Source organism: Nocardiopsis sp. NRRL B-16309 (assembly GCF_001279585.1).
In the GTDB taxonomy this organism is placed as follows: domain Bacteria; phylum Actinomycetota; class Actinomycetes; order Streptosporangiales; family Streptosporangiaceae; genus Nocardiopsis.
Genome location: NZ_LGEC01000060.1, coordinates 1 through 26,572, shown reverse-complemented (window position 1 = coordinate 26,572; position 26,572 = coordinate 1). Strand labels below are relative to the sequence as shown.

Sequence of the window (26,572 nt, the reverse complement as noted above, 5' to 3'; positions counted from 1 at the left end):
GCAGGGCCCGCACGGACCCCAGACGGGCACACCCGGACAGCAGTTCCCCGGCGCGGCCCCGACCGGCGGCCAGCCCGCCGTCCCCTCCGGACCACAGCAGCCCCACGGTGCACCGGGACAGCAGTTCCCCGGCGCGGTCCCGACCGGCGGCCAGCCCGCCGTCCCCTCCGGACCACAGCAGCCGCCCACGGCCCCGGGACAGCCCGGCCACCAGGCACCGCTGGGCACGCAGCAGCCCTACTCGTCCCACGGACAACAGGGACCCCCTGGACCGCAGACCGGCGCACCGGGGCAGCCTTTCGGACCTCCCGGAGACCACGGCCAGCCGGGTCAGCCCTCCGGGCCGCAGCGGCCCGCGGGCCCGGGACACCAGTTCCCCGGCGCGGCGCCCACCGGCGGCCAACCCGCCGTCCCCCCAGGAACCCCACAGGCGTTCCCGCCCCACGGTCCACAGGGGCCCCAGCCCGGCCAGGCCTCCGGGTCCCAGCAGCCCCACGCGGCTCCGGGACAGCACGGACACCCACAGGGCGCCCCCGGGCAACCGCCCTACGGGCTCCCCGGACACCACGGCCCCCAGCAGCCGCCCGCGGCTCCGGGACCGTTCCCCGGGGCGTCGGCCACCGGCGGCCAGGCCGCCGTGGGGCACCAGCCGCCCGCGCCGGGGATCCCGCCGAACGGCCCCGTGCCGATCGCCTCCCCCTACCCCACGGGCGGACAGCCCGGCATGGGGCGGCCCCCGGAGCCCGAGCCGGTGTTCCCCGCGGACGCCATGGGCGCCACCGAGAGCATCCAGGCCGTCCCGCGGGCCCCCGGCCGGGGGGACGACCGGCCGCTGTACCGGGACGAGATGCCCGCCGACTCCGGCGCGGACACCGCCCAGTTCGACGTCGCCGCCGTGGACGACGACCCCTACGACGACTACGCGGGCTATGACGACGGCGCCCCGCCCCGGGGCGGCGGCAACCGCACGCGGATCCTGGTCATCGCGGGCTTCGTGGTCCTGCTGGTGATCGCGGGCAGCGGCGCGTTCCTCCTCGCCAGCGGCACCGGCGGCGACAGCGGCTCCGCCGACGCCGCGTCCGTCGCCGACGAGGCCGACGACCCCGGCGCCCTCACCACCGACGCCCTCTTCCCGGAGACCGTCGAGATCGAGGGGCAGGGCACCTTCACCCGGGTCGTCGACGAGGACACCGAGGACTGCGCCGCGGGAACCCACGGCACCTACGGCGAGGCCCTGACCGGCAACGACTGCCGCCAGCTCGTCCGCGCCTCCTACGTCAGCGAGGACGAGAACCACGCCGTCACGGTCGGCGTCGCCGCCCTGCCCACCGAGACCGAGGCCGCGGCCGCCATGGACGCACAGGACCTGGTCGCCGCCGAGTGGTTCGCCGGCCTGCCCGGCGAGGAGGGCACGCCCACCGAGCGCCTTGGCTACTCCGGCGGCCACGGCAGCAGCGGCCAGTGGGGCCGCTACGTCCTGTTCTCCCTGGCCGCGAACAGCGACGGCACGGAGGAGGAGGCCGAGGGCGGGAGCGAGGACGCCGCGCTCCTGCGCGACATCGGCGAGGGCTTCCTCGACGAGGCCTTCGCCCGGCTCACCGAGGACCGCGCCTGACCGGACCCCGCCCGTCGTCCTCCCGCCCCCGCCGCCGCGGGTCAGCCCGCGTGCCCCGGGCACGGCAGCTCCCGGACCCGGCGCGTGGCCCGCGCCCGCTCGGCCATCTCCCCGGCGGGCGGGAAGCGCACCTCCTCCAGGCTCAGCCCCTGGGGACCCACCACGTGGACCGACGAGTCGCGCACAGCGGCGCCCAGGACCCGTCCGGGCCACTCCGGCCCGCGTCGGCCGTCCCCGACCGCCAGCAGCGCTCCCACGAGCGCGCGGACCATGTTGTGGCAGAACGCGTCCGCCTGGATGGTCCCGTGCACGAGGTGGGTGTCCACCCGCTCCCACTCCAGGCGCAACAGCTCCCGGATGGTCGTGGCGCCCTCCCGCTTCTTGCAGAAGGCCGCGAAGTCGTGCTCACCCACCAGGCGCGCCGCCGCCTCGTTCATCCGGTCCACGTCCACCGGGTGGCGGTGCCACAGCACGTCCCGCCGCAGCAGCGGGTCCACCCCGTACGGGGCGTCGCTCACCCGGTACAGGTAGCGCCGGTACAGCGGCGAGAAGCGCGCGTCGAACCCCGGCGGCGCCACCCGCGCGCCGGTCACCCGCACGTCCTTGGGCAGTACCCCCGCCAGCCGGCGCAGCAGGGCCTCGCCCTCGCGCTCCCATGTCCCCCGCGGGACGTCCGCGTGCGCCGCCTGCCCCCGGGCGTGCACGCCCGCGTCCGTGCGCCCCGAGCACGTCAGCGCCACCTCCGGCAGCCGCAGCACCTTCGCCAGGCCCGACTCCAGCTCCCCCTGGACCGTGCGGCGCGTCGGCTGCCGCGCCCATCCGGAGAAGTCCGTGCCGTCGTAGGCGATGTCCAGCCAGATCCGGACCGTCGTCTCGTTGTCGTCCATCGCACCCCATCGCGTCCCGGAAATGACGAGTGCCCGACCCCACGAGGGATCGGGCACTCGGCGAGCGGTCGGTGTCCGGGCCGGCGCCCGGACACGTCAGGTCCGCCCTACTTGCTCTCGGAGCTCTCCTCGGCGGCCGCGGGGGCCTCCGTGGTCTCCTCGGCGGCGGCCTCGGGCGCCTCGGGGGCCTCGACGGCCTCCTCGGCGGGGGCCGCGGCCGGAGCGGCGGCGGGCGCGCTCAGCGCCTCCACCAGCTCGATGACGGCCATCGGGGCGTTGTCGCCCTTGCGCGGACCGATCTTGGTGATACGGGTGTAACCACCGGGGCGGTTCTCGTAGCGAGGACCGATCTCGGTGAACAGCTCGTGCACCACGGACTTGTCCGTGATCTTGGTCAGGACCTGACGACGGGCGTGCAGGTCACCGCGCTTGCCGAGGGTGATGAGCTTCTCGGCGTAGGGGCGCAGGCGCTTGGCCTTGGCCTCGGTGGTGCGAATGCGGCCGTGCTGGAACAGCGAGGTCGCGAGGTTCGCCAGGATGTGCCGCTCGTGAGCGGGCCCGGAACCCAGACGGGCGCCCTTGGTAGGCGTGGGCATGGTGTCGTTCTCCTAGTGATGCGATCCGCGGCCGCACTCGGCCGTGGACCATGGGCGACGAGGTCGGTTAGTACTGCTCCGTCTCGACGAAGGACTCACCCTCGTCATCCTCGGAGCCGTAGTTGTCGGCCGCCGTGCTGGGGTCGAATCCGGGCGGGGAGTCCTTCAGGGACAGGCCCATGTCGATGAGCTTCTGCTTGACCTCATCGATGGACTTGGCACCGAAGTTGCGGATGTCCAACAGGTCCTGCTCGGAGCGGGCCACCAGCTCACCAACGCTGTGGATGCCCTCACGCTTGAGGCAGTTGTAGGACCGGACCGTCAGGTTGAGGTCCTCGATCGGCAGCGCCAGGTCCGCCGCGAGCGCGGCGTCCGTCGGCGACGGGCCCATGTCGATGCCCTCGGCGTCGACGTTGAGCTCTCGCGCCAGACCGAACAGCTCGACCAGGGTCTTGCCCGCGCTGGCCACGGCGTCACGGGGACGGATGGCCGGCTTGGTCTCGATGTCGACGATCAGGCGGTCGAAGTCGGTGCGCTGCTCGACACGGGTGGCCTCGACCTTGTAGGTCACACGAAGCACCGGCGAGTAGATGGAGTCGATCGGGATCCGACCGATCTCCTGGCCCTGCTGCTTGTTCTGCGTCGCCGAGACGTAACCGCGGCCGCGCTCGACCGTCAGCTCCATCTCCAGCTTGCCCTTGCCGTTCAGCGTGGCGATGTGCAGGTCGGGGTTGTGCACCTCGACACCCGCGGGCGGAGCGATGTCCGCCGCGGTCACCACACCGGGGCCCTGCTTGCGCAGGTACATCAGCACCGGCTCGTCGTGCTCGGAGCTGACGACCAGGCCCTTGAGGTTGAGGATCATCTCGGTGACGTCCTCCTTGACCCCGGGCACGGTGGTGAACTCGTGCTCGACGCCCTCGATGCGGATGCTGGTGACAGCCGCACCGGGGATGGAGGACAGCAGGGTACGCCGAAGCGAGTTACCGATCGTGTAGCCGAAACCCGGCTCCAGCGGCTCGATGACGAACTTCGAGCGCAGGTCCGAGACAGCTTCCTCGGCGAGCGTGGGACGCTGTGCGATCAACATGGTCCGTGACTTCCCTTCCACATGGCCGCCCGCTATTTGACGGCCACCGGATGGACACCGCCGGATCGGCGGTGCCCTCTACTCGGATTCCTACCCCGCCCGCGCGGGTCCCAGCCGGGACCGCGCGGGGCGAGCGCGACGTGGCACCCGCGTGGTAGGAGACGCGGGCACCCGCTGCCGGATCAGACGCGGCGGCGCTTCGGCGGACGGCAGCCGTTGTGCGGCACCGGGGTGACGTCCTGGATGGAGCCCACCTCGAGCCCGGTCGCCTGCAGCGAACGGATGGCGGTCTCCCGGCCGGAACCCGGGCCCTTGACGAAGACGTCCACCTTGCGGACGCCGTGCTCCTGCGCGCGGCGGGCGGCGGCCTCGGCGGCCATCTGCGCGGCGTAGGGGGTCGACTTGCGCGAACCCTTGAAGCCGACCTGTCCGGAGCTGGCCCACGCGATCACGGCACCCGTGGGGTCCGTGATGCTCACGATCGTGTTGTTGAACGTGCTCTTGATGTGAGCGTGTCCGTGGACAATGTTCTTCTTTTCCTTGCGACGCACCTTGCGCGCGGCACCCTGACGGCCCTTAGGCGGCATTAGCGAAACTCCCAGAGATCATCGGTCCGTTGACGGTTCTCGGACGCGGTGGACAGTCCGAGCGGACTACTTCTTACCGGCCTTCTTCTTACCGGCCACGGTCTTCTTCTTGCCCTTGCGGGTACGCGCGTTGGTCTGCGTGCGCTGACCGCGGACCGGAAGGCCGCGGCGGTGGCGGATGCCCTGGTAGCTGCCGATCTCCATCTTGCGACGGATGTCGGCCTGGACCTCACGGCGCAGGTCACCCTCGACCTGGTAGTTCGCCTCGATCCACTCGCGGAGCTTGACCAGGTCCTCTTCGGCCAGCTGGTAGACGCGGGTGTTCCCGTCGACACCGGTGTTCGCCAGGGTCTCGAGCGCGCGCGTGCGCCCGACCCCGAAAACGTACGTGAGAGCGATCTCCACCCGCTTGTCGCGGGGAAGGTCAACGCCGGCAATACGTGCCATGTGGGCGAGACTCCATCCATGCTGTGCGGAGGTCTGACCCGTTCCACCCTCCCGTCGCCCAATCGACGAGGCCCCGGCCTCCGACCGGGGGTTGTTCCCGGGCCTCCGCGGCCCCGGAATCGGAACAGGTATTCGTTCTTTCAGCCCGTCGGGGATGGGACCCCTCCGGGTAACTCGCTGGGCGGAAGCCGCGGACAGCGAACCGGGGAACTAGCCCTGGCGCTGCTTGTGGCGCGGGTCCGAGCAAATGACCATGATCCGGCCGTTGCGGCGGATCACGCGGCACTTCGCGCAGATCTTCTTCACGCTCGGCTTGACCTTCATCGGTGACTCCGAACTCATCACATCACTCGTCACGGGACCGGACGGCCCGTGCCGGCTACTTGTAGCGGTAAACGATGCGCCCGCGCGTGAGGTCGTACGGGCTCAGCTCCACGACGACACGGTCGTCGGGAAGAATGCGGATGTAGTTCATCCGCATCTTGCCACTGATGTGGGCAAGGACCTGGTGCCCGTTGTCGAGCTCTACCTTGAACATAGCGTTGGGTAGGGACTCGACAACGGAACCCTCGATCTCGATGGCGCCGTCTTTCTTCGCCATGTCCTCCACGCCTCGCTCATCGATTGGTTGATCAGGACAACCCGACGCGACTCCAGTGGTCTCGCACGACGCGACGGCCCCGACGACGGCGGAACGAACCGGACGTCGTCGAAGCCAGGACACACTGGAAGATCAGGTCAACTGCAAGAGCGTACGTCACTTGGTGGACGTGGCACAGAGAAGGCATGCTGACCCAACAGCCCGCGTATGGGCAGGGCCAGTCTATCCCCTCCGGGCAAGTACTCATTACCACGCCGGAGGGGGCGGGCGGTGACCGCGCTCAGCGCAGGATCCGGGGCGCGGCGAGCACCCCCAGGGTCACCAGGCCCATGAGGATGCCCCACGGCCCCAGTACCCACAGGAACCACGGATAGCCGGGTCCGCCCGTGAGGAACAGGATCAGCCAGATCACGAAGCACAGGATGTTGACCCCGCCGTACAGCGCCCACGGCACCATCAGCGCCGGGTCGCGCATGGTCAGCTGGGGTCCGGGAGGCCCGTCCTCGCCCGGGGCGGACTGGACGCCGGCGCCCTGGATGTCGGCCAGGTCGCGCTCGGGCAGGTCCCGGGTGACGAGTTCGAGCTCGCCCACCGTGCGGGACTTGTAGGTGCGGCTCAACCGGTCGGTGAACTCCTCGTGGTCGAGCCGCCCCTGGGCGAAGTGCTCCTGGAGGAGTTGCGCGACACGGTCGCGCTCTGAGTCGGACGTTCGTATCGACGGCACCGGGTCGGACACTGCGCGCACCTCGCATCTTCGACCGTTGGTGGTGGCGTCCTGCGCGCTCGGCGCGTAGAACAGGGTCCGCTACCAGGTCGGCTGGACGAAACCCATCTGTGTGATTTTATCGCGGTCGGACTCGCGCGCGGTCAGCACGAGCGGGCCCTGCGCGGTGATGGCCACGGAGTGCTCGAAGTGAGCGGCCCGCCCGCCGTCCCGCGTCACCACGGTCCAACCGTCGTCCAGTTCGACGACGTCCCGCTTGCCCAGGGTGGTCATCGGCTCGATCGCCAGGCACATGCCCTCGACCAGCCGGATCCCCTTGCCGCGCTTGCCGTAGTTGAGCACGTGCGGGTCCATGTGCATCTCGGTGCCGATGCCGTGGCCCCCGTACTCGCGCACGTTGCCGTAGCCGCCGTGCTCGGTGATGTGGCCGCCGATCGCGTGGCCGATGTCGCCGAGGCGTCCGCCCGGCAGCATCCGCGCGATCCCCTGCCACATGGACTCCTCGCAGGTCTCCATCATCGCCAGGTCCTCGGGACGGCCCTCGCCGACCGCGACGGTGATCGCCGAGTCGCCGTGCCAGCCGTCCAGGACGGCCCCGCAGTCGATGGAGATGATGTCGCCCTCGGCCAGCACGCGCTCGGCGCTGGGGATGCCGTGGACGACCTCCTCGTTGACCGACGCGCAGATGGACCCGGGGAAGCCGTGGTAGCCCTTGAAGGACGGCACCGCCCCCGCGTCGCGGATGACCTTCTCCGCGACCGAGTCGAGTTCCAGGGTGGACACCCCGGGCCGCACCGCGGCCCGGAGGGTGTCCAGGGCGCGGGCCACGACCTGGCCCGCCGCCCTCATCTTGGCGATCTGTTCCGGCGTCTTGATCTGCACGTCCGGGTCCGCCTTCCCAAACATCAGGCGCCGGCCCCGTCGGCCTTCTCCGCGATCGCGGCCTTGGCCCGGGCCGTGACCTGCTCCACGGGACCGGTGGCCGCGATGGTTGCCAGAAGCCCCTCGCGCTCGTAGAACTCCACCAGCGGGGCGGTCTGCTCGCGGTAGACCTTCAGGCGGTGCCTGATGGTCTCCTCGCGGTCGTCCTCCCGCTGGTACAGCCGTGCACCGTCGTCGTCGCACACGCCCGCCGTCCGGGGGGCGTCGTACTCGACGTGGTAGACGCGGCCGCACTCCGGGCAGGAGCGGCGCCCGGACAGGCGCTTGACGACCTCGTCCTCGTCGACCCTCAGTTCCAGGACGACGTCCAGGCGCCCCCTGAGGTCGGCGAGCATCCCGTTGAGGGTCTCGGCCTGGGCGACGTTGCGCGGGAACCCGTCGAGCAGGAACCCGTCGGCCGCGTCGTCCTGGGCCAGACGGTCCTTGACCATGGCGTTCGTGACCTCGTCGGGAACGAGGTCGCCACGGTCCATGAACTCCTTGGCCTTCTTGCCGAGCTCCGTACCACCGCTGACGTTGGCCCGGAAGATGTCACCGGTGGACACCTTCGGGATCGACAGCTCCGACGCGAGGATCTGGGCCTGGGTGCCTTTTCCGGCCCCAGGCGGCCCCACCAATACTGCACGCATTTATCGCAGAAAACCTTCGTAGTTCCTCTGCTGGAGGTGACTCTCGATCTGCTTCACCGTGTCCAGCCCGACACCGACCATGATCAGGAGGCTCGTTCCTTGCATCGCGATGCCCATGCCGGCGCCGCCGGCGCCGCTGGCACCGAGAGCGACCATCGGAAGGAGCGCGATCACACCCAGGTAGAGGGAACCGGGCGTCGTCAGCCGCTTCAACACGTAGTCGAGGTACTCGGCGGTCGGACGCCCGGGCCGGATACCCGGGATGAACCCACCGTACTTCTTCATGTTGTCGGAGACCTCATCGGGGTTGAAGGTAATCGACACGTAGAAGAACGCGAACCCGACGATCATGGCGAAGAAGGTGACCATGTACACCGGGTGGATGCCGGTGCCGGTGCTGAAGTAGGTCTGGATGAAGGTCACGACCGGGTTGGTGGAGTCCTGCCCCATCAGACCCACGACCAGCTGCGGGAGGTACAGCAGCGAGGAGGCGAAGATCACGGGGATGATGCCCGCCTGGTTGACCTTCAGCGGGATGTAGGTGGAGCTGCCCCCGTACATCCGGCGGCCCACCATGCGCTTGGCGTACTGCACCGGGATGCGGCGCTGCGCCTGCTCCATGAAGACCACCGCGGTGATGAGCACCAGGGCGGCGATGCAGATGATGGTGAAGACCCAGATCGAGCGCTCCTGGTAGAGGCCCATGATCATGGCCGGGAAGCTCGCGATGACCGTGGTGAAGATGAGCAGCGACATGCCGTTGCCCACTCCGCGCTCGGTGATCAGCTCACCGAACCACATGATGACGGCGGTGCCGCCGGTCATGACGACCACGATCGTGACCAGGGTGAGGATGTCCTGGTTGGGCATGTAGGTGCTGACCGGGATGGCGCCCTGGAACAGCGCGCCCGTCCTGGCCATGGCGACGATGCTGGTCGACTGCAGGACCGCGAGCATCAGCGTCAGGTAGCGGGTGTACTGGGTGATCTTGGTCTGGCCGGACTGGCCCTCCTTCTTGAGGGCCTCCAGCCGCGGGATCACCACAGTGAGGAGGTTGATGATGATGCTCGCGGTGATGTAGGGCATGACCCCGAGCGCGAACACCGCCAGTTGGAGTAGCGCGCCGCCGCTGAAGAGGTTCACCAGCGCATACACCCCGGACTCGTCCGCCGCGGTGATGGCCTCCATCTGGTCCCGGATGGCCGCGGAGTCGATCCCCGGCGCGGGGATCACCGCCCCCAGACGGAACAGCGTCAGGATGAACAGTGTGAACAGCAGCTTGTTGCGCAGGTCGGGCGTGCGGAATGCACGAACGAACGCACCTAGCACGTCTCCTCCTGCGCGGCTTCGGCGGCGGAACGGGTTCCAGACATCGCGGCCGATCCTGAATCGTCGGTCAGCACGGGGCCCATTGCCCAGTGCTCGGAAGTTTTCACATTACGTCAAGCGGGGAGCCCAAACAGATGGCACTGTAACAGCCATCACGCCGGTCGTGCGTATGTGAGCGATAACGATCATTGCTCACAACGCGCGAGGGCGCCCGCCGGCTGGTCGTTCTCGGACCCACCGGGCGGACGCCCCCCATTGCTCATCGCGTGGATGATTCCCTACAGCTCGGTGACGGAGCCACCGGCGGCAGCGATCTTCTCCTTCGCCGTTTCGGAGAACGCGTTCGCGCTCACCTGCACGGCGACGGTGATCTCACCGGTGCCCAGCACCTTGACGAGCTCGTTCTTGCGAACGGCGCCCTTGGCGACCAGGCCCTCGACGGTGACCTCGCCACCCTCGGGGTACAGCTCGCTGAGCCGGTCCAGGTTGACGACCTGGTAGTTCTTCTTGAAGCGCGCGTTGCTGAAGCCCTTGAGCTTCGGCACCCGGCGGATGAGGGGCATCTGCCCGCCCTCGAAACCGGGACGCACGGTGTTACGAGCCTTCGTGCCCTTGGTGCCGCGACCGGCGGTCTTGCCCTTGGACGCCTCGCCGCGGCCCTTGCGGACCTTGGACTTGTTGGCGCCCGGAGCGGGCCGCAGGTGGTGCAGCTTGAGCAGCTCGTCGGGGTTGTAGTCGCTCATTCGGCAACCTCCTCGACGGACACGAGGTGCGAGACGATCGTGATCTGTCCACGAACCTCGGGGCGGTCCTCACGGACGGTGGACTTGCCGATCCGGCCCAGACAGAGGGACTGGAGGGCAGCGTGCTGCTTCTCCTTGCCGCCGATCTTGGAGCGGGTCTGCGTGATCTTGAGCTTGGCCATGGTCAGGCTCCTGCCTTCGCCTCAGCGCGAGCACGGAGCATGGCGGCCGGGGCGACGTCCTCGATCGGCAGGCCACGACGGGCGGCGATCTCCTCGGGCTGGTTGATGCCCTTGAGAGCCGCGACCGTGGCGTGCACGATGTTCAGCGGGTTGGACGAGCCGAGCGACTTGCTCAGCACGTCGTGGATGCCGGCGCACTCAAGGACGGCGCGCACGGGGCCGCCGGCGATCACACCGGTACCCGGAGCGGCCGGACGGAGCATGACGACGCCGGCGGCGTCCTCGCCCTGGACCTGGTGCACGATCGTGCCCTGGATGCGGGGGACGCGGAAGAAGTTCTTCTTCGCCTCCTCGACACCCTTGGCGATCGCGGCCGGGACCTCCTTGGCCTTGCCGTAACCGACACCGACCATGCCGTTGCCGTCACCGACGACGACCAGAGCGGTGAAGGAGAAGCGACGGCCGCCCTTGACGACCTTCGCGACCCGGTTGATGGTCACGACCTTCTCGATGTAGGAGACACCCTTGTCTGCGGCGCCGCCGCGGCGATCGTCACGGCGATCACGCCGCTCGCCACCGGCGCCGCGCCGCGGTGCTGCAGCCATCAGTGGTTCCTCTTCTCGTGGTTGATCTTGTCCAGTACGAAGGTCATCCCTAGAACTCCAGTCCGCCCTCGCGCGCCGCGTCGGCGAGCTTGGCAATACGGCCGGAGTACTGGAAGCCGCCGCGGTCGAACACGACCGCGGAGACGCCGGCGTCCTTGGCACGCTGGGCGATGAGCTGGCCGACCTTGACGGACTTGTCCGACTTGGTGCCGTCCACGCCGCGCACGTCGGCCTCAACGGTGGAGGCCGCGGCCAGCGTGTGGCCCCGGGAGTCGTCGATGACCTGGACGACGATGTGCTTGGAGGAGCGGAACACGGCCAGGCGGGGACGCTCGGCGGTGCCCTGGATCCGCTTGCGGACGCGGAACTGGCGACGCGCACGGGAAGTGGCGCGCTTGGCGGTCCGCTTGCGGCTCACGGTGATACCCATGCCTACTTACCAGCCTTTCCGGCCTTGCGGCGGATGTGCTCACCCTTGTACCGCACGCCCTTGGCCTTGTACGGGTCAGGCTTGCGCAGCCCGCGGATGTTCGCGGCCACCTGGCCCACCAGCTGCTTGTCGATGCCCTCGACGTGGAGGAGCGTCGGCTTCTCAACGCGGAAGCTGATGCCCTGCGGAGGCTCGATCACCACGGGGTGGCTGTAGCCCAGCGAGAACTCCAGGTTGGCGCCGCGGGCCTGGACGCGGTAACCCACACCGTGGATCTCCAGCGTCTTGGCGTAGCCCTTGGAGACGCCCTCGATGAGGTTCGCGAGCAGCGCACGGGTCAGACCGTGCAGCGAGCGGTTCTCCGGCTTGTCGTCGGGACGCGCCACCGAGATGATCTCTCCGTCCTTGGAGACGGTGATCGGCTCGGCGACGGTGTGCTTCAGTTCGCCTTTCGGCCCCTTGACAGTGACGTCTTGCCCGTTAATCGTGACTTCGACGCCCTTGGGGGCCGAGATCGGCAGTCGACCGATTCGCGACATGCTTCAATCTCTCCCTGTTACCAGACGTAGGCGAGAACTTCGCCGCCAACGCCACGCTTCTTGGCCTGCTTGTTCGTCATCAGGCCACCGGACGTCGAAATGATCGCCACACCGAGGCCACCCAGCACCCGCGGCAGGTTCTCCTTCTTGGCGTACACCCGCAGACCGGGCTTGGAGACCCGGCGGATGCCCGCGATCGAACGCTCACGGGTGGGGCCGTACTTCAGTTCGAGGACGAGGCTCTTGCCCACGGGGGCCTCCTCGGTCCGCCAGCCCTGAATGAAGCCCTCCTGCTGGAGGATCTCGGCGATGTGCGCCTTGATCTTGGAAAACGGCATCGTCACGGTGTCGTGGTAAGCCGAGTTCGCGTTGCGCAGACGAGTCAGCATGTCTGCGATCGGGTCGGTCATCGTCATGGCCGATTGGCCCTTCCTCACCGCGGTTTCCGAGTGCGGGCTTTCCCAGAGCCTGCCCTCCTGCGGGTCTCCCCTGGAGGTGCACAAACGGACCTACGGCGCGGTCGTGGGCACCGCGGTCCCTCGCGGGACTACCGTGCCCTGATGGTTGGATGTTGCCGGACCGTGACCGCCTGGTGCGGTCACCGTCACTGCATTGAAGCGACCAAGCAGAGGCGCTTCGGGGGGCCGACCTCGTGGAGACCTCCCAGGGGGAGGAGCACACGGTCGGCCCCGCCGGAAACTACCAGCTCGACTTGGTGATACCGGGCAGCTCGCCGCGGTGCGCCATCTCGCGGAAGCAGATACGGCACAGGCCGAACTTCCGGAAGACGGCGCGCGGACGGCCGCACCGAGAGCATCGAGTATACGCGCGAACGCCGAACTTCGGCTTCCGCTGCGCCTTCGCGATCAGGGACTTCTTCGCCATGTGTGCTTACCCCTCAGGCTTCCTTGAACGGGAAACCGAGCCGCTTGAGCAGGCTGCGGCCCTGGTCGTCGGTCGTGGCCGTGGTGACAACCGTGATGTCCATCCCACGCTGCCGGTCGACCTTGTCCGGGTCCACCTCATGGAACATGACCTGCTCGGTCAGACCGAAGGTGTAGTTCCCGTTCCCGTCGAACTGCTTCGGGGAGAGTCCACGGAAGTCCCGGATCCGGGGCAGGGCGAGCGAGAGCAGCCGGTCCAGGAACTCCCACATCCGGTCGCCGCGCAGCGTGACGCTGGCGCCGATCGGCTGGCCCTCGCGCAGCTTGAACTGCGCGATCGAGTTCTTGGCACGGTTGATCTTCGGCTTCTGCCCGGTGATCGCCGACAGGTCGGCGATCGCGCCCTGGATCAGCTTCGCGTCACGAGCGGCCTCGCCGACACCCATGTTGACCACGATCTTCGTGAGACCGGGGACCTGCATGATGTTGGCGATGTCGTGCTCTTCCTTGAGAGCAGCGACGATCTCGTTACGGTACTTCTCCTTCAGCCTCGGCATCGGAGGGGCCGTGATGTCGTTGGTAACCGTCATCAGATGTCCTTACCGGTGCGGCGGGAGACCCGAACCTTGGTTCCGTCTTCCTCGAAGCGGTAGCCCACCCGGGACGCCTTGCCGTCCTCCGCGAGCGCAACGTTGCTCACGTGGATGGGGGCCTCCTTGGTGACGACCTCGCCCTGCTGGCCGCCCGCCGGGTTGGCCTTCCTGTGCTTCTTGACCAGGTTGACGCCCTCGACGACGACACGGTCTTCCTTCGGCAGGGCCTTGACGACCTTGCCGGTGGCACCCTTGTCCTTGCCGGCGATGACGATGACCTCGTCGCCAGATTTGATCTTCATCGCCTACAGCACCTCCGGCGCCAGCGAAATAATGCGCATGTACTTCTTGTCACGCAGCTCACGGCCCACCGGGCCGAAGATGCGGGTGCCTCGCGGGTCCCCACCGTCCTTGATGAGCACGGCAGCGTTCTCATCGAAGCGGATGTAGGAGCCGTCGGGCCGGCGGCGCTCCTTGACGGTGCGCACGACAACGGCCTTGACGACGTCGCCCTTCTTGACTGCAGCGCCAGGCTGGGCGTCCTTCACCGTGGCGACGATCGTGTCGCCGATCCCGGCGTAGCGCCGACCCGAGCCACCGAGTACACGGATGGTCAGGATCTCCCTGGCACCCGTGTTGTCGGCGACCTTGAGTCGCGACTCCTGCTGAATCACGTCTGCTCCTGATGTGATGCGTGCGGTCCACTGCCGCACGGCTAGGTGGTCTCACCCCTCGCGGCGGCGGCCGACAACGTGTGCCGGCCGCCACCACAGGCTGGGGTTACTTAGCCTTCTCCAGGATCTCCACGACGCGCCAACGCTTCGTCGCGGAAAGCGGCCGGGTCTCCATCAAACGGACCCGGTCACCGACGCCACAGGAGTTCGCCTCGTCGTGCGCCTTGTACTTGGTCGTCCGACGGATGACCTTGCCGTACATGGCGTGCTTGATGCGGTCTTCGACCTCGACGACGACGGTCTTGTCCATCTTGTCGCTGACGACGTAGCCCTCGCGCACCTTGCGGTAGTTGCGGGTCGCGGTCTGGTTCTCACTCATTCGGCTGCTTCCTTCGTCTCCTCAGCCGACTCACCAGACAGCGGGACGATGCCCAGCTCGTGCTCCCGGAGGATCGTGTAGATCCGCGCGATCTCTCGCTTGACGGTACGCAGCCGGCTGTGGTTGTCGAGCTGGCCTGTGGCGGCCTGGAAGCGGAGGTTGAAGAGCTCGGTCTTCGCTTCCTTGAGCTTGGCGACCAGGTCCTCGACGGACTGGTCACGCAGCTCCTGGGCAGTCACGGACTTCGCCATCACTCCCCCTCCCGCTTAACGAACTTGCACTTCATCGGGAGCTTGTGCATCGCACGGCGCATGGCTTCCTTCGCCACGGCCTCGGGCACGCCCGACAGCTCGAACATCACACGGCCGGGCTTGACCGGGGCGACCCACCACTCGGGCGAGCCCTTACCGGAACCCATGCGGACCTCGGCCGGCTTCTTGGTCAGCGGGCGGTCCGGGAAGATGTTGATCCACACCTTGCCGCCACGCTTGATGTGCCGGGTCATGGCGATACGAGCGGACTCGATCTGCCGGTTCGTGACGTAGGCCGACTCCAGAGCCTGGATGCCGAACTCGCCGAAGTTGACCGACGTGCCGCCCTTGGCCTTGCCGCGCAGGTCCGGGTGGTGCTGCTTGCGGTACTTGACCTTACGAGGAATAAGCACGGCTCAGCTCCCCTCGGTCTTCGCGGACTCGGCCGGGGCCTTGGCCTCGGCTCCCTGCTGCTGGGCGCCACCGGGAGCGGCACCGCGACGACGCCGCTGCGGGCGCTCACGACGCTGGCCGCCGCCACCGCCACCGCCGGCGGAACGCTGGGCGGCCTGGGCCGCCTCGCGCTCGGCGCGGGTCGCGGGAGCGTCACCCTTGTAGATCCACACCTTCACGCCGATGCGGCCGAACGTCGTACGGGCCTCGAAGAAGCCGTAGTCGATGTCGGCGCGCAGCGTGTGCAGCGGGACCCGGCCCTCGCGGTAGAACTCCGAGCGGGACATCTCAGCCCCGCCCAGGCGTCCACCGCACTGGATGCGGATGCCCTTGGCACCGCTCTTCATCGCGGTCTGCATCGCCTTGCGCATCGCGCGGCGGAACGCCACGCGGCTGCTCAGCTGCTCGGCGACGCCCTGGGCGACGAGCTGTGCGTCGATCTCGGGGTTCTTCACCTCGAAGACGTTCAGCTGGACCTGCTTGCCGGTCAGCTTCTCGAGATCCGTCCGGATGCGGTCGGCCTCCACGCCGCGGCGGCCGATGACGATGCCCGGCCGGGCGGTGTAGACGTCCACGCGAACACGGTCACGGGTGCGCTCGATCTCGACCTTGGAGATGCCCGCGCGCTCCATGCCACGGGTCAGCATCCGACGGATCGCCACGTCTTCCTTGACATAGTCCTTGTAGGACTTGTCCGCGTACCACCGACTCTTGAAGTCGGTGGTGATGCCGAGGCGGAACCCGTGCGGGTTTACCTTCTGCCCCACTATCGGGTCCTTTCCTTCGTCTTGGACGAGGCGCCCGAGTTCTCAGCGACCACCACGGTGATGTGGCTGGTGCGCTTGGTCACCCGGAAAGCGCGGCCGAAGCCTCGCGGACGAATGCGCTTCAGGGTCGGACCTTCGTCCACCCACGCGCGCTCGACCACCAGCGTCTCGCGGTCCAGCTTGTCATTGTGCTCAGCGTTGGCGATAGCACTAGCCAGTACCTTGCCAACAGGCTCGCTCGCCGACTGGGGCGCGAACCGGAGCACCGCCTGTGCCTCGTCAGCGGGCAACCCGCGAATAAGGTCCACCACCCGGCGGGCCTTCCGGGGCGTAACACGGACGAACCGTGCCTGTGCCCTCGTTCCCATCGCTTTTCCCTCGCTCACGGAAATTCATCCCCACTCACCGTGGAGAAATGGTTCTTACTCCTGCTGCAACCGCTAACGGCGGCTACGGCGGTCTTCCTTGACGTGGCTACGGAAAGTACGCGTGGGAGCGAACTCGCCGAGCTTGTGGCCGACCATCGACTCGGACACGAACACGGGGACGTGCTTGCGGCCATCGTGGACGGCGATCGTGTGACCGATCATCTCCGGGACGATCATGGACCGCCGGGACCACGTCTTGATGACGTTCTTGGTCCCCTTCTCGTTCTGGACTTCCACCTTCTTGATGAGGTGGTCGTCGACGAAGGGACCCTTCTTAAGGCTACGTGGCATCAGACGTGCTCCTTACCGCTTCTTCTTACCGCTACGCCGACGCCGCACGATCAGCTTGTCGCTGGCCTTGCCCTTGGTCCGGGTCCGGCCTTCCTTCTTGCCCCAGGGGCTGACCGGGTGGCGGCCACCGGAGGTCTTGCCCTCACCACCACCGTGCGGGTGGTCGACCGGGTTCATGACCACACCGCGGACGGTCGGGCGCTTGCCCTTCCACCGCGAGCGGCCGGCCTTGCCCCAGTTGATGTTGGACTGCTCGGCGTTGCCGACCTGTCCAACGGTCGCGCGGCAGGTGATCTCCACCATGCGCATCTCGCCGGAGGGCATACGCAGCGTGGCGTAACGGCCCTCCTTGGCGAGCAGCTGAATCTGGGACCCGGCGGAACGGCCCAGCTTGGCGCCGCCGCCCGGCTTCAGCTCGACCGCGTGCACGAACGTACCCGTGGGGATGTTGCGCAGCGGGAGGCAGTTGCCCGGCTTGATGTCGGACTGCGGGCCGTTCTCGACCCGGTCCCCCTGCTTGAGGCCGGCGGGCGCCAGAATGTAGCGCTTCTCACCGTCCACGTAGTGCAGCAGGGCGATGCGTGCGGTGCGGTTGGGGTCGTACTCGATGTGAGCGACCTTGGCCGGAACGCCGTCCTTGTCGTGACGACGGAAGTCGATCACGCGGTAGGCGCGCTTGTGGCCGCCACCCTGGTGGCGGGCGGTGATCCGGCCGTGGCCGTTACGCCCACCCTTGGAGTGGAGCGGACGCACCAGGGACTTCTCCGGCTCGGAGCGCGTGATCTCGACGAAGTCGCTCACGCTCGAACCGCGACGACCCGGCGTCGTCGGCTTGTACTTACGAATGCCCATCTTCTTCGCGCATTCCTTTACGTATTGCTTGGTGTGTAGCGGTCAGACCCGAGAAAGGTCAGACACCGAAGATGTCGATCCGGTCGCCTTCGGCGACGCTGACGATCGCACGCTTGGTGTCGGGACGCTTCCCGTAACCGAAGCGGGTGCGCTTGCGCTTACCCTTGCGGTTGATCGTGTTCACCGAGGTGACCTTCACTTCGAAGATCTTCTCGATGGCGATCTTGATCTGCGTCTTGTTGGCGTCGGGGCGGACGATGAACGTGTACTTGTTCGAGTCCATGAGCCCGTAGCTCTTCTCGGAGATCACCGGCTCGACGATGATGTCGCGGTGGTCAGCGATCCTCACTGGTCGTCCTCCTCGGACTCAGCGGCCTTGGAGGTGCCGGCCGCGTGGGCCAGGAACTCGGCGTAGCCCGCCTCGGTGAAGACCACGTCGTCCGAGTACAGGACGTCGTAGGTGTTCACCTGGTCCGCGTCGAGGATGTGCACCTCGCCGAGGTTGCGCAGGGCGCGCCGGTTGTGCTCGTCCTCGCGGGCCAGGACGACCAGGACCTTGTCGGACTCGGTCACCTGACGCAGCGCCTTCAGAGCGGTCTGCGTGAGCTTGCCGGCCGCGTCCTCGGCCACGAAGTGGCTGATGACGTGGATGCGGCCGTGGTTGGCCCGGTCGGAGAGGGCTCCGCGCAGGGCGGCGGCCTTCATCTTCTTCGGGGTCCGCTGGCTGTAGTCACGCGGCTGGGGACCGTGAACGGTTCCACCACCGGTGTACTGCGGGGCGCGGATCGAGCCCTGGCGGGCCCGGCCGGTGCCCTTCTGGCGGTAGGGCTTCTTGCCACCGCCGCGGACTTCACCGCGGGTCTTGGTGGCGTGCGTGCCCTGGCGGCCGGCGGCCATCTGGCCGTTCACGACCTGGTGGATCAGCGGGATGCTGACCTTCTGGGCGAAGACGCTCTCCGGCAGCTCGACGCTGCCCTTGGCGCCGCCCTCGGGGTTCTTGACCTCGATCTGGGCCATGGCTTACTTGTCCCCCTTCACAGCGGTACGGACAAGCACCAGACCGCCGTTGGGACCGGGCACAGCACCCTTGACCAGGATGAGGCCCTTCTCCGCGTCGACGGAGTGCACGGTCAGGTTCTGGATGGTCTTGCGCACGTTGCCCATGCGCCCGGCCATCCGCATGCCCTTGAAAACGCGGCCGGGTGTGGCGCAGCCGCCGATGGAACCGGGCGAGCGGTGCTTGCGCTGCGTGCCGTGCGAGGCGGAGAGACCACGGAAGCCGTGGCGCTTCATCACACCGGCGAAGCCCTTGCCCTTGCTCTTGCCCGTGACGTCGACCTTCTCGCCGATCTCGAAGCTGTCCGCGGTGACCTCCTGGCCGAGCGTGTACTCGGTGGCGTCGGTCGTGCGGACCTCGACGTAGTGGCGGCGCGGGGTCAACTCGTTCTTGCGCAGGTAGTCGCCGAGCGGCTTGTTGACCTTGCGCGGGTTGATCTGCCCGTAACCGATCTGGACAGCGGAGTATCCGTCGGTGTCGGGAGTCCGGATGCGGCTGACGACGCACGGACCGGCCTTCAGAACCGTCACGGGCACCATCTTGCCCGCGTCGTCGAAGACCTGGGTCATGCCGAGCTTCTCGCCCAGAACTCCCTTGATCTGCTTGGTGGCCATGTCTGTGCGTCCTTAAAGCTTGATCTCGATGTCAACGCCGGCCGGGAGGTCGAGTCGCATGAGCGAGTCGACGGTCTTCGGCGTGGGGTCGATGATGTCGATCAGCCGCTTGTGGGTGCGCATCTCGAAGTGCTCGCGCGAGTCCTTGTACTTGTGCGGCGATCGGATGACGCAGTAAACGTTCTTCTCCGTCGGCAGCGGCACCGGGCCCGCGACCTGTGCGCCAGTTCGCGTCACAGTCTCAACGATCTTGCGCGCCGAGCTGTCGATGACCTCGTGGTCATAGGCCTTTAGCCGAATGCGGATCTTCTGTCCCGCCATATGGCCTGTTCGTCCTTCGCTTCAGTGTCCGTAACGGTGTCCGGTCACAGACGCCCCAGGCCCGACGGTGTCCGCCGTGTGCCGTGAGCCCCTATTTCCTTGAGAAACCGCAACAGGGCTTGCCCCTGCGGTGCGTCACCGTCACAGAGCCCGATGACGTCTTGAGTGTGTGGGGGCGGGCCGTGCGGGACACGGCCCGCCCACCACGCCGGGGCGGCTCCATGAGGGGGCCACCCCGGCTTGCGTACTACTTGATGATCTTCGTGACGCGACCGGCGCCCACGGTCCGGCCACCCTCGCGGATGGCGAACTTCAGACCCTCTTCCATCGCGACCGGCTGGATCAGCTGGACGGACATCTCGGTGTTGTCACCGGGCATGACCATCTCAGTGCCCTCCGGCAGCGTCACGACGCCGGTGACGTCCGTGGTGCGGAAGTAGAACTGGGGGCGGTAGTTGTTGAAGAACGGCGTGTGCCGGCCACCCTCGTCCTTGGACAGGATGACGACCTGGCCCTCGAACTCGGTGTGCGGGGTGGTCGTACCGGGCTTGATCACGACCTGGCCGCGCTCGACGTCCTCACGCTTGATGCCGCGCAGGAGCAGACCGACGTTGTCGCCCGCCTGGCCCTGGTCGAGCAGCTTGCGGAACATCTCCACACCGGTGACGGTGGTGGTCTGCTTGTCTTCCTTGATACCGACGATGTCAACGGTCTCGTTGACGTTGACGATACCGCGCTCGATGCGGCCGGTCACGACGGTGCCGCGACCGGTGATCGAGAACACGTCCTCGATCGGCATGAGGAAGGGCTTCTCGGTGTCCCGCTCGGGCTCGGGGATGAAGCTGTCGACGGTGCCCATGAGCTCGAGCACCTTCGCGCCCCACTCGGCGTCGCCCTCGAGGGCCTTCAGCGCGGAGACCTTGGTGACCGGAACGTCGTCACCGGGGAACTCGTACTCGCTGAGCAGCTCGCGGACCTCGAGCTCGACGAGCTCGAAGATCTCCTCGTCGTCCACCATGTCGGCCTTGTTCAGGGCGACGACGATGGCGGGGACGCCGACCTGGCGGGCCAGGAGGACGTGCTCCTTGGTCTGCGGCATCGGGCCGTCGGTCGCGGCCACGACCAGGATGGCGCCGTCCATCTGCGCCGCACCCGTGATCATGTTCTTCACGTAGTCGGCGTGACCGGGGCAGTCGACGTGGGCGTAGTGACGCGCCTCGGTCTGGTACTCGACGTGGGCGACGGAGATGGTGATACCGCGCTCGCGCTCCTCAGGAGCGTTGTCGATGTCCTCGAACGGGGTGAACGGGTTCAGCTCCGGGTACGCGTCGTGCAGCACCTTGGTGATGGCCGCGGTCAGCGTGGTCTTGCCGTGGTCAATGTGACCGATGGTGCCGATGTTGACGTGCGGCTTAGTCCGCTCGAACTTTTCCTTCGCCACTGGATGTCTCCTAGACGTACAGAGCTATCTGGTGTCCTGCCCCGCGTGGGCAGAACAGGACTGGTTACGTGTTCGCGACTACTCGCCGCGAACCTTCGCCACAATTTCTTGGGCGACAGCGGACGGAACCTCCGCGTAGGAGTCGAACACCATCGAGTAGTTGGCTCGACCCTGCGTACGGCTGCGCAGGTCACCCACGTAGCCGAACATTTCGGAGAGGGGCACCTGGGCCTTGACGACCCGGACGCCGGAACGCTCGTCCATGGACTGGATCTGTCCACGGCGGGAGTTCAGGTCGCCGATGACGTCACCCATGTACTCCTCAGGGGTGGTGACCTCGACCGCCATGACCGGCTCCAGGAGAGTCGGCTTCGCGAGCTTGACGGCCTCCTTGAAGGCCATCGAACCGGCCGTCTTGAAGGCCATCTCGGAGGAGTCGACCTCGTGGTACTGGCCGTCCTGCAGCGTCACCTTGATGCCGACGAGCGGGTAGTGCGCGAGCACACCCAGCTCCGCGGCCTCCTGGGCTCCGGCGTCCACCGACGGGATGTACTCCCGCGGGATACGTCCACCGGTGACGGCGTTGACGAACTCGTAGCCGGAGGCGTCGCCTTCCTCGGTCTCGAGCGGCTCCAGGTCGATCTTGACCTTGGCGAACTGGCCCGACCCACCGGTCTGCTTCTTGTGGGTGTAGACGTAGCCTTCGACCTTCTTGCGAATGGTCTCGCGGTAGGCCACCTGGGGCTTACCGATGTTCGCCTCGACCTTGAACTCGTCGCGCATGCGGTTGACCAGCACCTCGAGGTGCAGCTCGCCCATGCCGGAGATCACGGTCTGACCGGTCTGCTCGTCCGAGGCCACCTGGAACGAGGGGTCCTCGTCCGCCAGGCGCTGGATCGCGATGCCCAGCTTCTCCTGGTCGCTCTTGGTCTTGGGCTCGATGGCCACCTCGATGACCGGAGCCGGGAACGTCATGGACTCCAGGACGATCGGCTGGGACGCGTCGCACAGCGTCTCACCGGTCGTGGTGTCCTTGAGACCCATGACCGCGACGATGTCGCCGGCGCCCGCCTCGGCGATCTCCTCACGCTTGTTCGAGTGCATGCGGTAGATCTTGCCGATGCGCTCCTTGCGGCCCTTGAGACTGTTCAGCACCTGGGTGCCGGTCTTGAGGACACCGGAGTAGATCCGCACGTAGGTGAGCTTGCCCAGGTGGGGGTCGCTCATGATCTTGAAGATCAGCGCGGACATCGGCTCGGCGTTGCTGGGCTTGCGGACCAGCTTGGTCTGCTCGGTCTCGTCCTTGGGGTCGTGACCTTCGACGGACTCGACGTCCAGGGGCGAGGGAAGGTAGGCGGTGACCGCGTCGAGCAGGGGCTGGACGCCCTTGTTCTTGAACGCCGTGCCGCAGACGATCGGGATCGCGGTACCGGCGATGCACGCGCGGCGGATCGCCGGGACGAGCTGCTCCAGGGTGGGCTCCTGGCCCTCCAGGTACAGCTCCATGATCTCGTCGTCGGCCTCGGCCAGCGTCTCGATGAACTGGTCGCGCGCCTCGCGGGCGGCTTCCACGTGCGTCTCGGGGATGTCGACGGTGTCGTACATCTCGCCGAGCGCGGCCTCGTCGTTCCAGATGTAGGCGACCATCCGGACGAGGTCGACGACGCCCTTGAAGTCGCTCTCAGCACCGATGGGGAGCTGGATCGGCATCGCGTTGGCGCCGAGGCGCTCACGGAACATGTCGACGCAGCGCTGGAACTCCGCGCCGATCTTGTCCATCTTGTTGACGAAACAGATACGCGGAACGCCGTACCGGTCAGCCTGGCGCCAGACCTGCTCGGACTGGGGCTCGACGCCTTCCTTGGCGTCGAACACCGCGACGGCACCGTCCAGAACACGCAGCGAGCGCTCGACCTCGATCGTGAAATCGACGTGGCCGGGCGTGTCGATGATGTTGATGGTGTGGTCGTCCCAGTGGGTGGTGGTAGCAGCCGAGGTAATGGTGATACCCCGCTCCTGCTCCTCCTTCATCCAGTCCATCGTGGCGGCGCCATCGTGGACCTCGCCCACCTTGTGGGTCACACCGGTGTAGTAGAGGATCCGCTCGGTGGTCGTGGTCTTGCCCGCGTCGATGTGGGCCATGATCCCGATGTTGCGGACCTTGGCCAGGTCAAGCTCAGTCTTAGCAGCCATGAGGCTCGTCTTCCCTAGGTCTCAAGGAATCGAATCGCCGCGGGGTTACCAGCGGTAGTGGGCGAAGGCCTTGTTCGACTCGGCCATCTTGTGCGTGTCTTCACGCTTCTTGACGGCCGCGCCGAGACCGTTGCTGGCGTCGACCAGCTCGTTCATCAGACGCTCGGTCATGGTCTTCTCACGGCGCTTGCGCGAGTAGTCGACCAGCCAACGCAGAGCCAGCGTGGTGGAACGGGAGGCGCGAACCTCGACCGGCACCTGGTAGGTCGCGCCACCGACACGGCGGCTGCGGACCTCGAGCGCGGGCTTGACGTTGTCCAGGGCGCGCTTGAGAACAACGAGCGGGTCCTGTCCGGTCTTCTCGCGAGCGCCCTCCAGGGCGTCGTAGACGACGCTCTGGGCGATGGAGCGCTTGCCGTCGAGCAGCACCTTGTTGATGAGTGCGGTGACGAGCGGCGAGCCGTAGACCGGGTCTGTGATGAGCTGGCGCTTCGGCGCCGGTCCCTTGCGCGGCATGCTTACTTCTCCTTCTTGGCGCCGTAGTGGCTACGTGCCTGCTTGCGGCCTCGGACGCCCTGGGTGTCGAGCGAACCGCGGACGATCCGGTAACGGACACCCGGCAGGTCCTTCACTCGGCCACCGCGCACGAGCACGATGGAGTGCTCCTGCAGGTTGTGACCGATACCGGGGATGTAGGCCGTGACCTCGATGCCGCTGCTGAGCTTCACACGAGCGACCTTGCGCAGAGCGGAGTTCGGCTTCTTCGGCGTAGTGGTGTAGACACGCGTGCACACACCACGACGCTGCGGACTCCCCTTCAGCGCCGGGGTCTTGTTCTTTGCGACCTTGTCCTGTCGGCCCTTGCGGACCAGCTGCTGGATGGTGGGCACCGCGTCTCCGTCTTCCTCGTGACCTACGCCGGTTCTCTTAGCCGATATCGCTATTGACCTGCTTGATTTCCCGAACCTCCCCGACCCCCGATGTCGGGCGTGTCGCGCTTGTTCCCAAGCACGGCAAAGCCGATGACACCCGGCCGGAGGCCGATTTACGGGAGGGGGTTCACGCACGCGGCGCGCCCTGTGCCTACCCGGGAAGGCCTGAAAGCCACTCCCGAGGAACGAAGGGTGCCGCACACATACGTGATGACCCGTCGACTCACGGGCACAATCACACAGGCTACCGCCTGCCGACTATGCGGTCAAAACGGTGTGCGACAGGGCGAGAACCGCGAAAGCAGTCCTCGCTCAGCCGTGGGTCACCCCTAGTCTACGCGCTTCCCGACTGCTTTCGTCCGTGGTTCGCGCGGATCGGCGACACGGCGGGCCCGGTTCCGGGCCGCTATGCGTTCCGTCACTGCCGCGGGGCCCCTCCGCGACGCCGAGGGCCCGCACCGCCGGAGATCCGTCGCCACGCGCTCCGACCGGCGGAGGGACGCGCCGTGACCGAGGTCATGGGCGGCGGTTCGGCGTCGCGGCCCCCGTCCGACGGGAAGGGCCCGCGTCCGGCGAGGACGACCTCGCGGACACGGACCCTCGTCCGGACCTAGAACAGGAAGAACACCAGTGCGGAGACCACGGTCACCAGGATGCCGACCACCGCGAGCACGGTTCCGGCGGTGATGAGGCCGAGGCCGTCGAGCTGGCCGTGCGACCCGCGGATGGCGCGCTTGGCCTTGGGGCCGGTGACGGCCAGGGCGAGCACGGCCGTGACCAGACCGATGCCGGGCAGCAGAGAGGCGAGGCCCAGCCACAGGGTGACCAGCGCCCCCCGCTCGGTGTCCGCGAGGTGGTCGATGCTGTCGTACCCGGGGTAGGCGTCGCCGGCCTCGCCTCCGAGGGGGCGGTCGCCGAACCCCGGGAAGTCGTCGGCGATCGGGTCCTTGCGGCGCTTCCTCGGCTCGGGCCGCGCGGGCATGCCGTAGTCGGCCGGGGTGAAGCCGTCCTCGTACTCCGACTCGGGCTCGGACTCGTCCCGCCGGTCCAGGGGAGCGACGTCCGACGGCGCCCCCTGCGGCACGGGGCCGTCGTACCCGTCGTCCTCGGCGTAGGCGTCGAACATCTGCGTCGCCCCGCCCTCACGCGGGCCGTCGTAGCCGGGATCGTCATAGCCGGGCGCGTCGTACTCCGGAGCGTCGTACCCGGGTGAGTCGTAGCCCGGTGCGTCGTACTCGGGTGCGTCGTGGCCCGACTCGTCGCGGCGAGGGGCGTCGTAGGCGGGCGCGTCGAACATCTGCGTCGCGCCGGCCTCACGCGGACCGTCGTAGCCGGGATCGTCATAGCCCGACGCGCCGTACTCCGGAGCGTCGTAGCCGGGTGCGTCGTAGCCCGACTCGTCCCGGCCGGGGGCGTCGTAGGCGGGCGCGTCGAACATCCGCGTCGCGCCGTCGTCGTACCCGACCGGTTCGTCGTACCCGTGCGCACCCGATTCCTGGGCTCGCGACTGCAGATCGGCGATGGCGGCCAGCGGGTCGGCCGGGCTCTCGCTCCCGCCGCCCCAGTCCTGGTACTCGGGGCCACTCGCCGTCTCCCGGCGACGCTGCTCGGCCTCGCGCACGACGTCCGGCAGCCGCAGGTCGTCCCGGTCGAAGGCCCAGGTGTTGCCGCTGGCGGCCGGGCCGGGGGGCGGTGCCTGCGGCGACAGCTCGTCGGCGTACCGGTCGCCGGTCCACGGCTCGGGATCGGCCGACGACGCCCAGGCGTCCTCGCCCTCCCGGGCCGGGGCCCAGGACTCCAGGCCCTCGGTGCCCTCGTCCCGCGGGTCCGGGCGCCGTTCGTCCCCCCAGCTCCGGGAGCCGAGTTCGTCGTGCTCCCAGTCCCGCGCGGAGCCGCGCGGGAGGTCGTCGGCGGCGGGGACCGGGGTCCAGCCGTCCGTGTCCTCCGGCCGGGCCGGGTCCCACGCGTCGTCGTCCCGTCCGGCGGCCGCGTCGACGATCGCGCCGTCCGGCGCACCCCACCGTGTGTCGACCGCGGGGTCCCCCGGAGTCCAGGCGCCCGCGTCGGAACCGACCGGGCCGTCCAGGATCGGGTCCGCGCCCACCGGCGCACCCCACGGCGCGTCATCGGCGGGCCGCTCCGGCGTCCACGCACCCGCGTCGGAAGCCACAGGACCGTCCAGGATCGGGTCCGCGCCCACGGGCGCGTCCCACGAGAGGCCGGATCCCCGCGGCCGCTCCGGGCCACCCCGGTAGGCGTCGTCCGCGGGGGCGGCCGGGCTCCAGGCATCGGAGTCCTCGTCGCGGGCCGGGCCACGCGAATCCGCGTCAGGGCCGGAACCGGCGGAGTCCGGGTTCAGGGTCGCCCCGTCCGGCGCACCCCACGGCGCGTCATCGGCGGGCCGCTCCGGCGTCCAGGCGCCCGCGTCGGAAGCCACAGGGCCGTCCAGACTCGGGTCGGCGCCCACCGGCGGGTCCCACGACTGGTCAGGACCGC

General features: G+C 68.1%; 38 protein-coding genes and 1 pseudogene. 1 reads left to right on the top strand and 38 read right to left on the bottom strand.

What is annotated here, in order from left to right; all coding sequences use genetic code 11:
* Positions 1 to 514: hypothetical protein (locus ADL05_RS08465; protein ID WP_197285729.1), on the bottom strand; the 514-nt coding region annotated here is incomplete at its 3' end.
* A 255-nt stretch (positions 515 to 769) separates the two neighbouring features.
* Here ADL05_RS08465 and ADL05_RS08460 point away from each other — a divergent pair.
* Positions 770 to 1,615, top strand: a complete 846-nt coding sequence (locus tag ADL05_RS08460; RefSeq protein WP_369800909.1) for a hypothetical protein — start codon at positions 770 to 772, stop codon at positions 1,613 to 1,615.
* A 41-nt stretch (positions 1,616 to 1,656) separates the two neighbouring features.
* On the opposite strand, the gene truA is transcribed toward ADL05_RS08460, so the two are convergent.
* The 37 genes and pseudogenes from truA to ADL05_RS08275 all read right to left on the bottom strand — a co-directional run.
* Positions 1,657 to 2,502, bottom strand: coding sequence for a tRNA pseudouridine(38-40) synthase TruA (gene truA, locus ADL05_RS08455; protein WP_082376201.1), 846 nt, complete (start codon positions 2,500 to 2,502; stop codon positions 1,657 to 1,659).
* Between the two features lie 107 nt (positions 2,503 to 2,609).
* Positions 2,610 to 3,098 carry a 50S ribosomal protein L17 gene (gene rplQ, locus ADL05_RS08450; RefSeq protein ID WP_053616321.1) on the bottom strand — a complete coding sequence of 163 codons (489 nt, stop codon included), beginning with the start codon at positions 3,096 to 3,098 and terminating at the stop codon, positions 2,610 to 2,612.
* Between the two features lie 67 nt (positions 3,099 to 3,165).
* Positions 3,166 to 4,188, bottom strand: a complete 1,023-nt coding sequence (locus ADL05_RS08445) for a DNA-directed RNA polymerase subunit alpha (RefSeq protein ID WP_053616320.1) — start codon at positions 4,186 to 4,188, stop codon at positions 3,166 to 3,168.
* Between the two features lie 182 nt (positions 4,189 to 4,370).
* Positions 4,371 to 4,775, bottom strand: coding sequence for a 30S ribosomal protein S11 (gene rpsK / locus ADL05_RS08440; protein WP_053616319.1), 405 nt, complete (start codon positions 4,773 to 4,775; stop codon positions 4,371 to 4,373).
* A gap of 66 nt (positions 4,776 to 4,841) precedes the next feature.
* On the bottom strand, positions 4,842 to 5,222 hold the full coding sequence (gene rpsM, locus ADL05_RS08435) for a 30S ribosomal protein S13 (protein WP_053616318.1): 381 nt from the start codon (positions 5,220 to 5,222) through the stop codon (positions 4,842 to 4,844).
* Positions 5,223 to 5,432: 210 nt separating this feature from the next.
* Complete coding sequence (rpmJ, locus tag ADL05_RS08430; RefSeq protein ID WP_013156136.1) at positions 5,433 to 5,546, bottom strand: 50S ribosomal protein L36; 114 nt, start codon at positions 5,544 to 5,546, stop codon at positions 5,433 to 5,435.
* Positions 5,547 to 5,601: 55 nt separating this feature from the next.
* Positions 5,602 to 5,823, bottom strand: coding sequence for a translation initiation factor IF-1 (gene infA / locus ADL05_RS08425; RefSeq protein WP_013156135.1), 222 nt, complete (start codon positions 5,821 to 5,823; stop codon positions 5,602 to 5,604).
* A 280-nt stretch (positions 5,824 to 6,103) separates the two neighbouring features.
* Entirely contained in the window at positions 6,104 to 6,559 is a 456-nt protein-coding gene (locus ADL05_RS08420; protein ID WP_053616317.1) for a DUF1707 domain-containing protein, read from the bottom strand.
* A gap of 69 nt (positions 6,560 to 6,628) precedes the next feature.
* On the bottom strand, positions 6,629 to 7,453 hold the full coding sequence (gene map, locus ADL05_RS08415; RefSeq protein WP_053616316.1) for a type I methionyl aminopeptidase: 825 nt from the start codon (positions 7,451 to 7,453) through the stop codon (positions 6,629 to 6,631).
* Complete coding sequence (locus ADL05_RS08410) at positions 7,453 to 8,118, bottom strand: adenylate kinase (RefSeq protein WP_197285728.1); 666 nt, start codon at positions 8,116 to 8,118, stop codon at positions 7,453 to 7,455. Before ADL05_RS08410 ends, map begins: the two co-directional genes overlap by 1 nt.
* Complete coding sequence (gene secY / locus ADL05_RS08405) at positions 8,119 to 9,447, bottom strand: preprotein translocase subunit SecY (RefSeq protein ID WP_053616314.1); 1,329 nt, start codon at positions 9,445 to 9,447, stop codon at positions 8,119 to 8,121. It abuts the gene before it with no gap.
* A 278-nt stretch (positions 9,448 to 9,725) separates the two neighbouring features.
* Positions 9,726 to 10,190, bottom strand: coding sequence for a 50S ribosomal protein L15 (gene rplO, locus ADL05_RS08400; RefSeq protein ID WP_053616313.1), 465 nt, complete (start codon positions 10,188 to 10,190; stop codon positions 9,726 to 9,728).
* Positions 10,187 to 10,372: a 50S ribosomal protein L30 gene (gene rpmD / locus ADL05_RS08395; RefSeq protein ID WP_053616312.1), complete on the bottom strand. Its 186-nt coding sequence runs from the start codon at positions 10,370 to 10,372 to the stop codon at positions 10,187 to 10,189. The genes rplO and rpmD overlap by 4 nt, the downstream gene beginning before the upstream one ends.
* Positions 10,373 to 10,374: 2 nt before the next feature.
* On the bottom strand, positions 10,375 to 10,977 hold the full coding sequence (gene rpsE, locus ADL05_RS08390; RefSeq protein WP_053616311.1) for a 30S ribosomal protein S5: 603 nt from the start codon (positions 10,975 to 10,977) through the stop codon (positions 10,375 to 10,377).
* A gap of 49 nt (positions 10,978 to 11,026) precedes the next feature.
* On the bottom strand, positions 11,027 to 11,407 hold the full coding sequence (gene rplR / locus ADL05_RS08385; RefSeq protein WP_053616310.1) for a 50S ribosomal protein L18: 381 nt from the start codon (positions 11,405 to 11,407) through the stop codon (positions 11,027 to 11,029).
* A 2-nt stretch (positions 11,408 to 11,409) separates the two neighbouring features.
* On the bottom strand, positions 11,410 to 11,946 hold the full coding sequence (gene rplF, locus ADL05_RS08380; RefSeq protein ID WP_053616309.1) for a 50S ribosomal protein L6: 537 nt from the start codon (positions 11,944 to 11,946) through the stop codon (positions 11,410 to 11,412).
* Positions 11,947 to 11,963: 17 nt separating this feature from the next.
* The gene (gene rpsH / locus ADL05_RS08375; protein ID WP_053616308.1) at positions 11,964 to 12,362 is read right to left on the bottom strand and encodes a 30S ribosomal protein S8; all 399 of its coding nucleotides are present in this window, start codon (positions 12,360 to 12,362) and stop codon (positions 11,964 to 11,966) included.
* Between the two features lie 283 nt (positions 12,363 to 12,645).
* The gene (locus ADL05_RS08370; RefSeq protein ID WP_017573364.1) at positions 12,646 to 12,831 is read right to left on the bottom strand and encodes a type Z 30S ribosomal protein S14; all 186 of its coding nucleotides are present in this window, start codon (positions 12,829 to 12,831) and stop codon (positions 12,646 to 12,648) included.
* A gap of 13 nt (positions 12,832 to 12,844) precedes the next feature.
* Positions 12,845 to 13,420, bottom strand: coding sequence for a 50S ribosomal protein L5 (gene rplE / locus ADL05_RS08365; RefSeq protein WP_053616307.1), 576 nt, complete (start codon positions 13,418 to 13,420; stop codon positions 12,845 to 12,847).
* Entirely contained in the window at positions 13,420 to 13,725 is a 306-nt protein-coding gene (gene rplX / locus ADL05_RS08360; RefSeq protein ID WP_053616306.1) for a 50S ribosomal protein L24, read from the bottom strand. The genes rplE and rplX overlap by 1 nt, the downstream gene beginning before the upstream one ends.
* 3 nt (positions 13,726 to 13,728) lie before the next feature.
* Positions 13,729 to 14,097, bottom strand: coding sequence for a 50S ribosomal protein L14 (rplN, locus tag ADL05_RS08355; RefSeq protein WP_053616305.1), 369 nt, complete (start codon positions 14,095 to 14,097; stop codon positions 13,729 to 13,731).
* 106 nt (positions 14,098 to 14,203) lie between these two features.
* Positions 14,204 to 14,476 carry a 30S ribosomal protein S17 gene (gene rpsQ / locus ADL05_RS08350; protein WP_053616304.1) on the bottom strand — a complete coding sequence of 91 codons (273 nt, stop codon included), beginning with the start codon at positions 14,474 to 14,476 and terminating at the stop codon, positions 14,204 to 14,206.
* Positions 14,473 to 14,727, bottom strand: coding sequence for a 50S ribosomal protein L29 (gene rpmC, locus ADL05_RS08345; protein WP_053616303.1), 255 nt, complete (start codon positions 14,725 to 14,727; stop codon positions 14,473 to 14,475). The genes rpsQ and rpmC overlap by 4 nt, the downstream gene beginning before the upstream one ends.
* Complete coding sequence (gene rplP / locus ADL05_RS08340; RefSeq protein ID WP_053616302.1) at positions 14,727 to 15,140, bottom strand: 50S ribosomal protein L16; 414 nt, start codon at positions 15,138 to 15,140, stop codon at positions 14,727 to 14,729. The genes rpmC and rplP overlap by 1 nt, the downstream gene beginning before the upstream one ends.
* A 3-nt stretch (positions 15,141 to 15,143) precedes the next feature.
* On the bottom strand, positions 15,144 to 15,947 hold the full coding sequence (gene rpsC / locus ADL05_RS08335; RefSeq protein ID WP_053616301.1) for a 30S ribosomal protein S3: 804 nt from the start codon (positions 15,945 to 15,947) through the stop codon (positions 15,144 to 15,146).
* Positions 15,947 to 16,315, bottom strand: a complete 369-nt coding sequence (gene rplV / locus ADL05_RS08330; protein WP_017598542.1) for a 50S ribosomal protein L22 — start codon at positions 16,313 to 16,315, stop codon at positions 15,947 to 15,949. Before rplV ends, rpsC begins: the two co-directional genes overlap by 1 nt.
* A gap of 72 nt (positions 16,316 to 16,387) precedes the next feature.
* A complete protein-coding gene (gene rpsS / locus ADL05_RS08325; protein WP_053616300.1) occupies positions 16,388 to 16,666 on the bottom strand; it encodes a 30S ribosomal protein S19 in 279 nt (92 codons plus the stop codon).
* 12 nt (positions 16,667 to 16,678) lie between these two features.
* A complete protein-coding gene (rplB, locus tag ADL05_RS08320; protein WP_053616299.1) occupies positions 16,679 to 17,518 on the bottom strand; it encodes a 50S ribosomal protein L2 in 840 nt (279 codons plus the stop codon).
* Positions 17,519 to 17,576: 58 nt separating this feature from the next.
* Entirely contained in the window at positions 17,577 to 17,867 is a 291-nt protein-coding gene (gene rplW / locus ADL05_RS08315) for a 50S ribosomal protein L23 (RefSeq protein WP_053616298.1), read from the bottom strand.
* Positions 17,864 to 18,535 (bottom strand): 50S ribosomal protein L4, encoded by a 672-nt coding sequence (gene rplD / locus ADL05_RS08310; protein ID WP_053616297.1) that lies wholly within the window; start codon positions 18,533 to 18,535, stop codon positions 17,864 to 17,866. The genes rplW and rplD overlap by 4 nt, the downstream gene beginning before the upstream one ends.
* Positions 18,536 to 18,538: 3 nt before the next feature.
* The gene (rplC, locus tag ADL05_RS08305; RefSeq protein ID WP_053616296.1) at positions 18,539 to 19,189 is read right to left on the bottom strand and encodes a 50S ribosomal protein L3; all 651 of its coding nucleotides are present in this window, start codon (positions 19,187 to 19,189) and stop codon (positions 18,539 to 18,541) included.
* 12 nt (positions 19,190 to 19,201) lie between these two features.
* Entirely contained in the window at positions 19,202 to 19,510 is a 309-nt protein-coding gene (gene rpsJ / locus ADL05_RS08300; RefSeq protein ID WP_013156110.1) for a 30S ribosomal protein S10, read from the bottom strand.
* A gap of 247 nt (positions 19,511 to 19,757) precedes the next feature.
* Positions 19,758 to 20,951, bottom strand: coding sequence for an elongation factor Tu (gene tuf, locus ADL05_RS08295; protein WP_053616295.1), 1,194 nt, complete (start codon positions 20,949 to 20,951; stop codon positions 19,758 to 19,760).
* Positions 20,952 to 21,029: 78 nt separating this feature from the next.
* Positions 21,030 to 23,144, bottom strand: coding sequence for an elongation factor G (gene fusA, locus ADL05_RS08290; RefSeq protein WP_053616294.1), 2,115 nt, complete (start codon positions 23,142 to 23,144; stop codon positions 21,030 to 21,032).
* A gap of 45 nt (positions 23,145 to 23,189) precedes the next feature.
* Positions 23,190 to 23,660: a 30S ribosomal protein S7 gene (rpsG, locus tag ADL05_RS08285; RefSeq protein ID WP_053616293.1), complete on the bottom strand. Its 471-nt coding sequence runs from the start codon at positions 23,658 to 23,660 to the stop codon at positions 23,190 to 23,192.
* 2 nt (positions 23,661 to 23,662) lie between these two features.
* On the bottom strand, positions 23,663 to 24,034 hold the full coding sequence (gene rpsL, locus ADL05_RS08280; RefSeq protein WP_014912437.1) for a 30S ribosomal protein S12: 372 nt from the start codon (positions 24,032 to 24,034) through the stop codon (positions 23,663 to 23,665).
* Between the two features lie 652 nt (positions 24,035 to 24,686).
* Positions 24,687 to 26,572, bottom strand: a pseudogene (locus tag ADL05_RS08275) (hypothetical protein); the annotation flags it as partial.